This is a genomic window from Flavobacterium sp. TR2 (assembly GCF_025252405.1).
Classification (GTDB): Bacteria; Bacteroidota; Bacteroidia; order Flavobacteriales; family Flavobacteriaceae; genus Flavobacterium.
Map to the genome: position 1 here is coordinate 4,370,465 of NZ_CP104307.1, position 14,412 is coordinate 4,384,876.

The 14,412-nt window shown below is 31.7% G+C and carries 11 protein-coding genes; all 11 read right to left on the bottom strand.

Going from position 1 to position 14,412, the window contains the following annotated elements; genetic code table 11:
- Positions 1-7 precede the first annotated feature (7 nt).
- The 11 genes from N4T20_RS18655 to N4T20_RS18705 all read right to left on the bottom strand — a co-directional run bounded on the left by N4T20_RS18655 (position 8) and on the right by N4T20_RS18705 (position 14,409).
- On the bottom strand, positions 8-2,464 hold the full coding sequence (locus tag N4T20_RS18655) for a hypothetical protein (RefSeq protein ID WP_260670575.1): 2,457 nt from the start codon (positions 2,462-2,464) through the stop codon (positions 8-10).
- 7 nt (positions 2,465-2,471) lie between these two features.
- Entirely contained in the window at positions 2,472-3,815 is a 1,344-nt protein-coding gene (locus N4T20_RS18660; RefSeq protein ID WP_260670576.1) for a PKD domain-containing protein, read from the bottom strand.
- Between the two features lie 53 nt (positions 3,816-3,868).
- A complete protein-coding gene (locus tag N4T20_RS18665; RefSeq protein ID WP_260670577.1) occupies positions 3,869-4,888 on the bottom strand; it encodes a hypothetical protein in 1,020 nt (339 codons plus the stop codon).
- A gap of 30 nt (positions 4,889-4,918) precedes the next feature.
- The gene (locus tag N4T20_RS18670) at positions 4,919-5,719 is read right to left on the bottom strand and encodes a hypothetical protein (RefSeq protein ID WP_260670578.1); all 801 of its coding nucleotides are present in this window, start codon (positions 5,717-5,719) and stop codon (positions 4,919-4,921) included.
- Between the two features lie 1,126 nt (positions 5,720-6,845).
- Complete coding sequence (locus N4T20_RS18675; protein WP_260670579.1) at positions 6,846-7,109, bottom strand: hypothetical protein; 264 nt, start codon at positions 7,107-7,109, stop codon at positions 6,846-6,848.
- Complete coding sequence (locus tag N4T20_RS18680) at positions 7,109-7,846, bottom strand: hypothetical protein (protein ID WP_260670580.1); 738 nt, start codon at positions 7,844-7,846, stop codon at positions 7,109-7,111. The genes N4T20_RS18675 and N4T20_RS18680 overlap by 1 nt, the downstream gene beginning before the upstream one ends.
- Position 7,847: 1 nt before the next feature.
- The gene (locus N4T20_RS18685; protein ID WP_260670581.1) at positions 7,848-8,369 is read right to left on the bottom strand and encodes a hypothetical protein; all 522 of its coding nucleotides are present in this window, start codon (positions 8,367-8,369) and stop codon (positions 7,848-7,850) included.
- Positions 8,366-8,638, bottom strand: coding sequence for a hypothetical protein (locus N4T20_RS18690; RefSeq protein ID WP_260670582.1), 273 nt, complete (start codon positions 8,636-8,638; stop codon positions 8,366-8,368). Before N4T20_RS18690 ends, N4T20_RS18685 begins: the two co-directional genes overlap by 4 nt.
- 393 nt (positions 8,639-9,031) lie before the next feature.
- Positions 9,032-9,274 carry a hypothetical protein gene (locus N4T20_RS18695; protein ID WP_260670583.1) on the bottom strand — a complete coding sequence of 81 codons (243 nt, stop codon included), beginning with the start codon at positions 9,272-9,274 and terminating at the stop codon, positions 9,032-9,034.
- Positions 9,275-9,352: 78 nt separating this feature from the next.
- Positions 9,353-9,598, bottom strand: coding sequence for a hypothetical protein (locus tag N4T20_RS18700; RefSeq protein ID WP_260670584.1), 246 nt, complete (start codon positions 9,596-9,598; stop codon positions 9,353-9,355).
- Positions 9,599-10,113: 515 nt separating this feature from the next.
- On the bottom strand, positions 10,114-14,409 hold the full coding sequence (locus N4T20_RS18705; RefSeq protein WP_260670585.1) for a fibronectin type III domain-containing protein: 4,296 nt from the start codon (positions 14,407-14,409) through the stop codon (positions 10,114-10,116).
- Positions 14,410-14,412 lie beyond the last annotated feature (3 nt).

Below are 14,412 nucleotides of genomic sequence, written 5' to 3' on the forward strand. Positions count from 1 at the left end.
TTGACTACTAGTTATTCTTTAAAAACTTAAAATCAACATCTTCATCTTTTACATTTTTAAGCGCTAAATCATGATAGAATGGAATCAATTTGATTTTTATTTCCTCAATTAGTGCTGCATCCGTTTTTTTCTCTTTCATCATCTTAAAGAAATGTCCAAGTTCTGCTTTGCTAAAGGCAGAAAGATTTTCATTCTTAGAAATCTGATCTACCGGCGTATTTGAAAGTATAGTTATCTCATTGAACATCCATCTATGAACCATTAAAGGTTGCAACTTTTTATTTTTTCGATCTACGAGTTTTAAATACGAATTATAACTGACTTTGTCTGTTACGTCTTTTTCATTTACACCATGCATCTTATGTTTATTTACCCTTCCTAGAGCCATCACATAATCGTTTTCGTACCCTTCGTCTTTACGAATCATTTCTTCTTTTAAACTTTTTGCAGTTTCTAGAATGTAATTGTCATATTTATCTAAGATGCCATTATTTAAATCATAGGCTTTTAAATAATTTAAAGCTTTCTCTTTAAAACTATCCTCATCTGGGGTCAAAGTAGTCAGCGTCAGCAAATGCTGCAAATCATCTGAATCTTCGTTTGGCATTGGGCGAAGCGCTGACTGCATATCCTGCAATTGCTTAATAATTTCGTTTCTTGTACCTTGGTAAGTCTTCTCTTTGTAGTTTATTTTTAGAATAGGGTCTAAGACCTCTTCTTTTTCTTTTTTATGTTCTTTCTTGGCTGGCATTTTAATCTTATCCAGTGAGCAAGTGTAATTTAAAGTTGCCGTTAAATCGTTAAATTTCTGAGTATTCGTACTGCTCCTAAACATCGAAATAACATTTAGGCTGAAATTATGTCTTTCGAGCATGACATAACTATTATTGAACTTAATACCAAATACAGAACTTGAATTCATGTTTCCTTGTGTGTTATTATACAGAAACCCAAGATTGGTGTTTAACTTGTCCTTGAATAATTTCTTTGAAGCCCCAACTGAAGCTCCCATCGAAGAATTATTATTTCTGCTCACCTCATTGCTGGTATAATTAAGCGAACTATTTAAGGCAATTTTAGTGGCAAGAAAACTAACGGTGTGAGCTAAATTATAGTTTTGAACTGTGCTTGCCTGCCCTTTTCTTATTATTCCTCCTTGTTCATTGGCCTGTCCGGCAATGCTATAGTTGAAATTTAAATTTTGATTTCTCTTTTTTCCAAAAGCATAAGACATATTGACATTGGCATTCTGCGATAATTGCCTGTAATCTAATGTATCTGCCTGCACTACATTTGGATTGTTTATCAGTTCAAACTGGTCTAATTTTTTATTAGTGTAAGTTGAAAAATTAGAATAGCTTCCTGTAATATTTATTTGATCTGTTACTCTATAGTTCATATTAATAGAGCCAACTACACGCTTTGTATCCTGCTTTTTTACTTTCTCCAAATCGTCTTTCTGGAATCCTAAACTGGTTGAAACAGTTATTTTATCATGATAAAAAGGTCTAGCAAAACGCAATGCAATATTTTCCAAGTCATTATTAAAGTATAATGCTCCAAGTGTATTGTAATTCGGATCGATGCGCTCGTATGTTAATCCAACAGTGCTCTTTTGAATATTGTAATCAAAATTGACATTTACGGCATTCATATAACTTGTACTTTCTTTGCTAGAAAATATTTTGTCTCGAAACCCTCCACCCGAAATGGCTTTGCTCCTAGTGTCATCTGTTAATACGGACAAAGCATATTCTACATTTAAATTTAAGTTTTTGACTAAAGAGGTACTAAAAATCAAACTGTTTACGAAATTTTCTTTTGGTGTAACCCCATTATCATTTACCATATTTAATGAGTTGGCATTGTCTTTGGCGTAAAAACCAATCCATCCTAATTTATATTGTGCTTTCTCGAAACCTACTTTTGCCCCGTAACCAAAACGCTGGTATACTGGAACTCCACCCATAGCATTTTCTTCTGAAACAGCTTTAAGCAGCTGTCCCCCCATTAAGGCAATTTTAAAAGGACCTGTTGGAGTAAGTTCTAATCCAACTCCTTTAAAAGGGTAACCGCTTAGGGTGTAAGGAGAAAAAGTCATATTTACATTTCCGATATACGCTTTTACCCATTTGTATTTAGGCATAATGCTCAACCTATTAAAATCAAATGGTGCGGTATAGCCTAAATTATTTCCCTGATTGGTAAAACTGTAAAATAATGGTACGCTAAAATTAAAAGCACTGATGTTTAAACTTCCCGAAAACAGGTACGTAAAAGGTTCACGCCCATTTTCAACATTCGAATTATAATACATCATATTGGCATTAATATTACCCGTAACTTTAAAATTAGGCTTATAAAAATTTTCCAAATCTACATCTTGCGCATATCCTTTCCTGCAAAAACAACAGGCAAAAACAATACATAACCAAAACAAGATTCTATTCTTTTCTATCTTCATTTATTGGTTATTGTTTTTGAACTTTGATGTCACATAAAATATAAGAACTGGTACTGTTCTTTACCATTTCTTTAATTTTAATGGCACCTTTTCTGCCGTCTTGCGTTTTAAATAAAATGATTCTGGGATAGGTAAAACCAAATTCCTGTGCTCCTCCCGCTGTATAATTTATACTTAATGATTTTAAAGGCGCATCATTTACCATACTGTCAAATTGTGCTTCTGTAAAATTTAGACCGCAATTGCATAAATTTTGAGAGTTTACAAAAATGGTGCTTTGTGCATTTTTTAATGCCAAGAAACCATAATTGTTTGCCTGATCGGGAGAAATGAATCTGTTGTATGTAAAATTGCCGTTTAAACCTTGAAATACAATATCTATTAAACTGCTATTCTGATCGTTAATTTCGTTTGCTTTGTAAACTTCTCGCGTAACAGTCGAGAACATTGCTCCGATATTATTTCCGTTGTGTGCCGAGTTAATTCCTAATTTAACATTTACGAATGTGCGCAGGTTTGTATCTGACAGCACCGTAATTGTCGATTTAAAAATCTGGCTAGTTTTGTCATTAATAGCTTCCAGAGTAACTTCATGAGTGCCTGCGCTAGCAAAAATAACTGTTGGATTTTTTTCTGTCGAAACAGCAGGATTTCCGCCTTCGAAACTCCATTTATAACTTGTCGCACTAACTGATTTATTAGTGAAATTAATGGTTACAGGAGCTTCATAATCGTCATCTTCAAACTTTGGCTCATAGGCAAACAAACTTACTAGATAAGGCGCAACAGTAATCGTTTTAGTCTGCTTATCAGATTCAAAACCATTAGAAACAGTCAAAGTTATGGTGTGTTCTCCTGGAGTCGTAAATACAATATTGGGCGGAGTTTTTCCTGTAAAAGAAGCTGGCGATCCGTCTTGAAACTCCCATTTAAAAGTCAGTCCTTCTCCAGCAGTGGCATTCTTTAAGATTACTTCAACAGGCGAATAATTGCTTTTTACAATTTCATGAGTAAAATCAATATTGATTCCGTCTTTTATTACGACGGTTTTTGTAAATTCCCTGCTCTCACCATCTACATTTTTTGCTGTTAGCTTAATGGTATAGGTACCCTGCTTGTTATATAAAATCTCACCCGGATTTTTAGAGCTTGAAACAGACGGATTTCCTCCTTCAAATGTCCATTCATACGTATCTGCACCCGTTATTTTACTATCAATTTTAATAATAACGGGTATCGATTCATCCTGATCAACATACGAAGTCGTAAAATCACCATCTATGGCTATAGCAGTTTCCTGATAGCATGAAGTAATAACAATAAGTAAAAATAAGAGTAAAGTTTTTTTCATTCAGGGCATTTTAAAACACTGCAGCTATTAAAAAACTGCAGTGTTTTTTTATTTTATTTTTTTTCTGCTGCAGCAAACTTTGTTTGGAAATCAGAGATTTTGATCAAATAATTAGCATACGTTATATATATATCGTCGCCTTTAATTTTCATTGATTGAATATCTTTAGAAGGAAAACCATAAAAATGATTTTCTTTTCTAACTTCAAATTGCCCTTCTTTAAAAGCACTTAAAGTGTTGCTCTGAAGATTTAATTTTGATATCCCTTTATCTTTAATTAAAACATAGAATTCGTTCTTAGAGTCAAAAGCAAGATCAATAAAAGTTTCTGTTGTACTCGAAAGTAGAGTTGTTACTTTCCACTCATTATTAACATATTCTAATTTTCTAATATTAGAACTAAACGATTTCTCACTGTTTCCTGGATCGAAATTATCAATTAGATATAAAACATTATTTTGCGAAAGTATTTTAGTTACTATACTAAACCCAGCATTTAATCCCGTTCCATCTTTTATTTCTCTTTTTTCCGATCCTGCAACAAAGACATCCCCATTTAATTCTGGTATAAATCTTTTCATCTGCTTATTGTTAAAATCATATACGAAATACGTATTATCCTTGTTTTCAGCAATTGAAGTAAGCTTAATTTTAGTTGCGAAAGGAGAGCTTACAGGTTTCATCGTGTAAAAAATATTCAGTTCTTTGAAATTATTCTCAAAACGAAATATTTTATCCTTGTTCAAATCACTCTCTGGGCTAATTAAAAAAATCTCGCCAGTTTTTGAAATTGACAGTCTGCTATTTAAAAAATTTGCATCGAGAAAAGCTTTAAGCGAAGTGACTTTACCTGTTAAATCAATTTCTTTTAATTCGAAATCTTTTTCTCCATATAGATAAACCCTATTATCATTTGATATTACAAAATCACTTGTGCTAGCAACATCAGCGACATAATCAGCAGTTATTTTTTGTTTATCCACAGAACTTGAATCATTTCCTGAATCTGAACTACACCCACCTAACACCATAAAAAGCTGTAGCATTGCTACTAATAAAACTCTTTTCTTCATTTTTACCATTTTATATATTAATTCATTATTTTATTTAAACTGACTTCCTAAAGTATAGCCATTGCCAACCAACACCCTAACAATATTCATAGCTGTTACATCTTGACTCATTTTATAACCTATTGGATTTCCTCTATTCTCAAAGGCCGCTTTAAACACATTTCCATTAAATGTGATAACCTCTTGATTTAATAATTTTTCGTAGCCAGAGTACATTCCTCCTCTCGCAAACCATGTTCCTATCAAGTTATTATCAAGATCTACAACCTCATATTTTAAATCTCCGTTTGAAGAAGGCGAAGTCATTCTTATAAATCCAATTCTTTTGTCGTCTGGATTTTGATTTTGAGCTTTAATGCTAAAAATAGTGCCATAATCATCAATCGATAATTGGTAAGTATCTGCAATTCTGTTCGCATTATCCACTTCTCCCTGAACTCCTAAACGCTTTGCGGCTATACCTGCCGATGCTCCATTTATAAAACTTTCAATTGCTTCTTTGTTCAAACCTTCTGCTCCTATCATATCTCTCTCTAATAATTCGTAGACAACACTGCGGTCATAGTTGAAGGCACTGAATTTTCTACTTCTAAATTCAATTTCGTTGCTCTTTCCCGTAGTCTGAACTTTAAGTTCAATCCACGGCAATACTAAAGACTCCTCGTTTGGCGCTTTCTTTAGTTCGGCTGTAATTGAATAATTTTTATCTAGGCTAAAAATGGTAAAAAGCGGTTTTTTACCCTCTACAAAACCTATCGTTTTATCGTCAAGTTTTATTTCTCCCTTATCAATTTTTAATTTTTGTGCAAACCCACAAATGCTTATTAGCATTATTATTAGGGTTAAAATATTTTTTTTCACGCGTAAATTTTTATTTTTTTTCTTTTTTATCAAATATTCACCTTTTACTTTTTAAGCAAATTGGCACTTTTATTTATTAAATTTTACTTTTCACTTAGACTATCTCTTCCTAAAAACTATCAAACATATTCAATTTTTCTCTTACAGTTTTAGGCCGCTAAATTAACTTTTTCTAGTAAGTAAAAAACTACTTATTCATATTTATTTAAAATCATTTTTTTGCTCAAATAAAAAACGTTTTATATTTTAAATACACTCTACTTTTACGAGCAAGATGCTCGCGCTAGCAGGGGAAAATTATTCTTTTTTCTTTTCTATTCTTTTTTTTAAAAATCTAATTATCGACATTATAAAACTTGTTAGTAAATTAAGACAAATCATAAAGAGAAAATACTGTATGCCTAATAAATTCTTAGCAATAATCAAATCCACTTTAGACGATATTATTTGTTTATGATTGTAGTATTGCCAATTTTCATAATTAGTATATTCATCATAATTTATCTTAATAATGAACATCAATCTCAAAATCAATATAAAAAGAAAAACTGAAAGCATGCTCCAACTAATACCATTTAAATAGTATATAAGATATAATAATATTAAGTTTATAAAAACACTAAAAATAAATAGTGGGAATATTAATTCTTTGAGGGAAGAATTAGACCCAAAATAGCCTAGCAATGAAATAAGTAGAACTACACTATTACTAATAATAAATTGTGTTTTTATTTTTTCCATGTTTTTTTTTCATTTTTATAATTTATCTCAAAAATCATCAAAAGGTTTATACTCGTATGGGTGCTGAAGTACCTACTGTGCCATAACTCCTCCTATGCGCAGTCTCCTGACTATATACTCTTTCTAATCTCTAATAAAAACATTTATTCTATTTCAATGAACGTATTTATAATTAAAATATCCCTTTGCGTTCACGAGCAACATCCTCACTAGCAAATATTTTTCTTTTTATAACTGAATAGTTTTGTAAATCAAAGCTTTATCTACTACTTCTTCAACTGTTGGAGTATATTCTGCTATCTTAAACTTTATAGCATTATAATTTTCAGGATAATAATTCCATCAACCATACATATTACAAATAAGATTTAAGATTTTCATCATCAAAATCTAACCTTAAAAACTCATTCATAAGTGCTGATGGAAAAGCATAATTTGATTTTAATTCCCATTCTTCTTCTATTATTTCCAGTTCTTCAAAAAATCTTTCCATAAGGAATTCTTTATTCCCTTTAATAGTTATCAAAATCCAAGTAGAAATATTATATCCTTTATTTCTAGGTATAATAAATCTTTTTAAATGATCATTATTCTGCTTACTTACATATACTTCAAACATTATTTTACGAATTTTACTGATGTAACATATTTATATGAACCATCTGCATTCTTTGGTCCACTTATACTCTCAACTTTTGTATAGCCATTTTTGCTTGCCATTTTTCCAGTAAACGTACTTAGAGCGGCTTCACTCTCTGTCATTAATCCCTTATTCACTTTTGTTAGAATCAGATCATTAAACGTATTTAAATTATCGGCTAGTCCATCCATCCATGTACCTGAAATTCCCTTTATTTCCATATTAACGGCATTCTCTTTTATAGTTTTTAATAACTCATTAAATACATCAGATCCTTTTGCAAGTCTAGCACCTTCATCTCCAATTTTTACATTAATTTCTAACTTAATATATTTTCCCTCCAAAAAACCGTATCCTACCTGACTAACTCCATCCTCGAGAAACACAAAAACTTCTCCATATTCATACTTTGTAATTAATTTACTAAGATTTTTAGTTTCTCCAACACCTTTCAATCCTTTCCATTTCGTATAACCTCCAGCTTTTTCAATAGCTTCTAAGTTTTTAGATACTAAATTTAACTCATTCAAATCTGTACGAAGCGATGGAGCATGTTGCGCTAAAACTTGCCAAGCCTTAAAACCTGAATTTTCATTAACGAGCGCTTTAAATTCTTTACCATTTATTGCTAAATCTTCCATCAAAAACTTAAGGCATTGTGAATAAGAAAAGCACGAATGCAATACAAAAAATAGAATTACAATTTTTTTCATCATACTACAATTTAATTTCTTTTTCCTCATCTTCGTAATTGCTCAAATTCTTAAACTTTAGTACATATTTTCCATCTAAAAAATAAATATCATTCAACAGAACACTTCCGAATTCGAATGAAATATGTGCAATATCACCTGTCTCCAAATTGATTCTATAAACACTTCTTTCGTGAAGAATAATCAAATTGTTATCAAAAAAATAATTTCTCACAAAATCATTATTCCGAGGCTCAATAGGAGATTTATACTCTATAAATTCTTTAGAATCTGTATTGAATATAACAGGGTTATATTTTGGAATGTAAATGTATCTTCCATTTTCAGACTCCATTTTAAAATGATCCAGATTTACAAAAAGTCCTTCAAATTCACATTGCAACAATGGAATATCGATTTTTTCATTATTTACAAGAAAATCGAATTTCCAAAACATTCGACCATAATTAAGTTCTTCTAATTCTGTTGCTATAATTTCTGTATTACTTTTTAAAGCTTTATAAAAGTGTTGACTATCTAATTTCATAAACATGGTTTTTTAATATTATTTTTTCTAAAAATCTCGAAAGCTTCTATCATTTCATCTAATTTCCCCGCTTTCTGAGCTTCTTTGAAATCTTTAGTGATCAAAAAAGATTGCTTTCCATCTCGTTTATATAAAATAGGGTAATAATTTTTAATCTCAACTTCTTTTTCTAATCCTAAATATATAGAAGTTTTAATATTCTCCACTTTTCCATTTGCAAATAGATGCGGACTTTCGTATGAATCTTCGCCAATCCTAGTAACGATCATATTTCCACGTTTATACTCATCTCTATTTAAATAAATAGAAAAATCAGAAAATATATCAATTGCAAAACTTATTGAAAAAAACTAGCACTATAGTTGTTACAATTAAACCTAATCTAATCATTAATTCATTTAATATTTTTTTTCTATTCTCCATAAAACTTTATTTTTTCAGAAAGAGTTAATTCAAATGAGTAATCAAAAATCAAAATTCCCCTCACGCTGGTGCGAGCGTCTCGCTCGTACACGCGCTACCAAATCTTCAAACTTCGTACTTTTCAATCTTTTGCAAGATTGTATTTATTCTATTTCAATGAACGTTTTTTAATTTATATATCACTTTGTGTTCACGAATGAAATACTCGCGTTAACAACATGATAAAACAACTAAATTTCTCAATCGAATATTATTTTTGTGCCTATTTCATCAAAACTTCTATTTGTGATATAATCAATCATGTCTTTCTTTTCTTCTTCTGTTATTTCCTGATAATTTGGCACTTCCCATGCCTTTAAAGCAATTATATCTGCATAAAATGTAGGAGGATCTAAAATAAGCTCTCCAGTTATAGTCACAGACATATCACCATAATTAATTATCAAATGCCCTCTTGAAATTATTGAGTATGTTATTTTCATAGTTTTTTATTAATATATAGAATGATTGCAGATATAAAAATCATGTTTAATTATATAATACTTCAACACAATACCTTACTAAATAACATGATTTTTATATTTAACAAGTACATTCCTGAGTCCGATTTGCAAATCATCATTTTCGACATTGATAGTTTCAAATCTTGATTCTTTTCCAATTATAATTATCGTATATTTATTTTTATCTCTAATTCCATCATACTTAATAATTAAAATATCATTTGTTCTTTCAAAAAAATGATAAACTTTATTAATATTTAGCAAATTATTGTCGTTTAAAATATCTTCTAGTATTGCTTTCATTATATCTTAATCGTTGAGCATATTTTTAGTCAATAAACTTATATCTTCTTTTAACATCTCTGTACATTCGAAATTAAAGGATACTTAATGTTTCTTCAGTGATTTTATGATTTTTGCCCAAATTATATAGTAAAATTTAACTAAAAACTGATTTATTATTAGACATAACCAGAGCATGACTTGTCCTATATGAGTTATAAGAAAAGAAATTATATATTTTCTATGATAATTATAATAATCAATTGAAAGCCCTTCAAAATAATTTTTCTGACAAAATAGATATATTAAAAGGCCCGAAAATAAAACTATGAAAATAAGCGATGTTTTTTTTGATACAGTTTTATTAAAAAAATAAAATAATATCGTTAAGATTAAATTATATATTGAAAATTGAACCAGATATATAATCATAAATAAAACAAAAAGTTCTCCTGGTTGTTTTATAAATACCAATAAATAAGTAAATAAAATTAGGAATGGAATTTCTGAGACATAAAAATGCTTAAATATTTCTTTTATTTTTTCCATGTTTTTTTCATTTTTATAATATATGTCAAATAATCATCAAAAGGTTTATACCCGTATTGGTGCTGAAGCACCCACTGTGCCATTACTCCTCCTCTATAATTAAAACTACTGAGATTTAATATTCCTTTTTCCTTTAAATCTTTTGTAAAATCACCTTCCGATACACCGAAAGTATCTAAATATTGTAGTATTACGGTAGCTTCATAACCTAAACTATTTTCGTCTATTATAGGTTTAAAATCTTTCACGGCTACTTTCGCCGCCTGTGTTCCACCAATACATAGTAGACCAAAAACTTCTTCATCAATTCTCGTCTGTGGCATACCTGATTGAAAATTTATATTCAATAAAACATCTGATTCAAAACTAGGAAAAGTTTGCTGGGCAATTCCTTTACTAAACCAAGCATTATCCAATGGTTTATCCAAAAATTTATTATTATCAAGTTCAATTTTTGCCTCTTTCATTTTATGTTGAAAAACTTGATCTATTAATTTTATCATATTATCAATACTCTCTTTGCCTTTTTGTGCTTTATAAATAGCATCAGCTATTACCTTCATTTTATAATAGTCGCCCCCTGCTTTCTGATAAAAATGATGAAGTAAAGTAGCACCAGCTGTTCCGTAATTTATTCTATTTTCACTATTATATAAATTATAAAGTCCAGTTGAAGTATTCATGAAACCTTTAATTTTATTTTCAAAAAAATCTTGAAGGAATTTTTCAGATACCCTTTCCAATGTTTTATCTTTAATTAATGAAGGCATTAATAATTTTTTACCATCTAATTTTTTTAGTTCTTTAGCAAAAGCAGCCCTATTAATAGAATCAAAATCTGTAACAGCTAAATGAGTTTCATAAATTGAATTTTCATAATTATTCCACAAGGTTGCTACTTCTTTATAAATTTCCTCTGCATTATTTTTTTTCGATGGCAACAAACTTGTACTTGAACTTCGATCTTGTTCCTCATTATCTATCCTTGCCCCTCGCCTATCATTGTCAATTATAATCGGCATATTATCTTTAATTTCATTCTCATCAGATGCAACAACAGAATACTCGTCTGGCAAACTAAATGTTGATTTATTTATAGCAAAAACATTATTACTCTTTCCCCCTTCATCATTATCACAACCTAAAAATCCTGAATAAATATTAGGATCTTCTTTAGCCGTTATAATGCTAATTGCCCTAATATAGGTTTCTAATTTTTCTTGCGCCGCTATTTTATCTTTCTCAGCTATAATTGCAGTAATTTGATCATATCTGGTATGAATATATTTTATTTGTTTACAATTTTCAGAATAATTATAAATAAGCCAAATTACTGGATTGTCTTTTAAAGTCTTTATAGGTTCTACAGGATACTTTTTGCCATTTTCTTCTCCATTTACTGTATATGCATTTTTGACTTTATTCCACAAGTATTTAACATTGCTCTCATCACGAAAACCAGACAAAATACCTTCATTTACCAAATTCGCTTTTGTAGAAACAATATTACTTTTTCCTGCAGTAATAAATTTAAAGTCTGGAGTAAGTCCATATCCATTCAATAACTCCCCACTACTCTGACTCTGAAACGCATATAATTTAAATGCAGGATCATTAATCTGTTTCCAATCCAGATGGTTTAAAACAGTACCTGAGCCGTAATCCATCAATAAATTGGTACTAGATTCTGAAGTGTTATAAGTTTCGAAAGGATGCTCCAATCTAAAGATTCCGTGGCCTAGCTCGTGTGCAGGCGTTTTATCATCAGCTGAATTAAACACGTAACCAAACTGTCCATTCAAACGCATATATCCCTGCTGCTTTTTGCTTGAAGCTTTATCGGTAACAAACAACACATAACTAAAAGCTGAACCTTGATACAATGCATTTATCCTTTGCTGTTCTGGACTATAGGTTGATGTTAATGTACTTTTTTCAGTTTGAATTTCCTTTACATCATCGGGAACTACGCTGTCAATTTTTAATACGTTTTCTTTGGTAAAATTAATTTTTACTCCAACCTTCTCATAAATTGCCTGAGTACGTGAGATAATTGCATCAGCTTTAATTTTTGAAATGTCATAAGTAGGCACTAAGGCAACATTGACCGTTTTTGGTGAAATATGCACTAGCATAAAAGCACCAATAACTTTCCACTTCTTGCCTTGTTTTATTGTGGCTAATACCTGTTCTTCGGCATAACTTTGATTTCCTTTTACGGTTAGCACAAAAACTTTATCATTTCTTTTAAAGTCAATTTTTGCTCCACTCTGCGTTTTAAAAACAATGCTATCCAGATTTATTTTGGCATCAGTAAGGGCTACTGTAGCCAACATTGTATCGGAATCACCGTTTAAAACCGCTTTATAAGGCAAAGCAACATTACTAGCCTGTTTGTATAATTTTTTCAAAGCCGGAGCTGCCCCTTCTGGCATTACATCAAAAGCGTACTTGCTTATAGCTCCTTTATTTGTGTCTTCATTGTTGGCAAACGCAATAGTAACACCTTTTGCCGTAAGTTCAGTAGCTTGACCATTTTTATCTACGCCATCGGTATTTTCTGGTGTTGATTTTCCTCCTTCGGCGGTTGTAACTCCTTCATTGCTGCCATTACCTTGGCTGTCTACGTTATACACTTTTGGAGGTACAATAACGTTTCCTTTTTCATCTTTAACACCGCTGTCTGTAATTACGATATCTTTTCCTCCCGGAATAGTTACCTGCTCACCGTCTACACCATTTACAAGGATATCACCATTAGGGTTAATCACAATATCTTTAATTACAAACGGAACAGTTTCTTCAATCTGTCCTCCCTCACCTTCGCCAGCAAAATCTTCTGTATCGGTAATATTTTTCCAATCTGGATTATAACTCGTCTCCACAATACCGCTTATCAATTGATAATCGGTATTGATTACGATGCTATTAAACTCAACCGCAATTTTGGTATCTCCCAAATAAGGCACAACAATATATCCACGACCCGAGTAGGGGCTGTTTTCTCCTTGCAGCTCTAAAATAGTGACAGGAAAATCGCCCGCCTTAAACGTTTCGCTCTGAATTAAATTGGTAAGCGGTTTTTGGTTCTGAATATTGATCTGAGGCACAATGCCACAATTGTAAGCAGGAACGCTGCTGGTTTCTGTAGGCGTGGTAAAAGTGCTTGTATTGGAGTAGGTAAACGACTGGATTCCGTCTTCTGCTGGATCACAACTTGAACCTACTCTAAATTCATAGGTGACTCCTGGTTCTAAATTGGTTATTAAACTTTGTCTGTTTAAACTATTTGATGAAAACCACTGCGCGTTGCGAACACCTTGTTTTTTGTACTGCACTTGGTAGCGTGTGTGTTCTGGCACTCCTTCCCAAGTGATTTTTACGCTTTTGGAGCTTTGGGATTCGCTTAGCAAAAAGGTTGGCGCAGCACAAGAGGCGGTATATTTAAAGGAATAAATCTCGCTATACCCGTCATTTTTAAAAATGGCATTTTCTGAAAGTCCTGTTGTGGAAATGGCTCTTACTCGCCACGCATAACGCAGGCCTGGCGTAAGAATTGGCATGCTCAGGTTGTACAGAACAGCTGTTCCAAACAACGTTTCTTCGTATAAGGTTGGCGACATTTGAAACCCTATCTGCGGATCTAATGTTGGGTCCAAAAGCTGTTTTAGCTCAAATTTATACGATACGTTTGTCGCATTAATCTGGCGCGGCGTCCAAGTAAAAAGAATATTGGGAAACTCCGTCGCGGCGATTTGTTCGTTTTTCTGCGGCGTGTTTAATATTGGCGGATCATTTAATATCAAATACAGATTAGCACAGCTTTTCTGCGATATTCTCTGATTGGTTACAAAATCGTACAGCTCAAAACAGAAATTGTACATCCCCTCCGGCAAAGGATTGGCATATTGCGCTGGAGTAATTCCCTGCAGGTTTTCTAATCTGAAAAATGATGCAATATCAACATTGGTAAGGGTTTGCAGTTCTCCCCCATTTATATAGATTGGCCTTTGCTCCTGCGCATAATCTGAGGTCTGAATATTCAATCCGTTGCCTTGTATGTACAGTTTTAAACGCACTCTTCTATTGGATATCGTAATATCTGTCGGATTAATCAATAATTGCATCTTAGTATCCATGCTTGTGGCATAATCGGATATTTTGACGCTATACGGACTATTAAAAACTGGCGTTAGCTGAACGGGATATAACTGCGCGTATCCAGCTGCATTAAAAAGCAGGAATAGAACAAAAAAATATATGTTATGGAAAAGGTTCTTCATTTT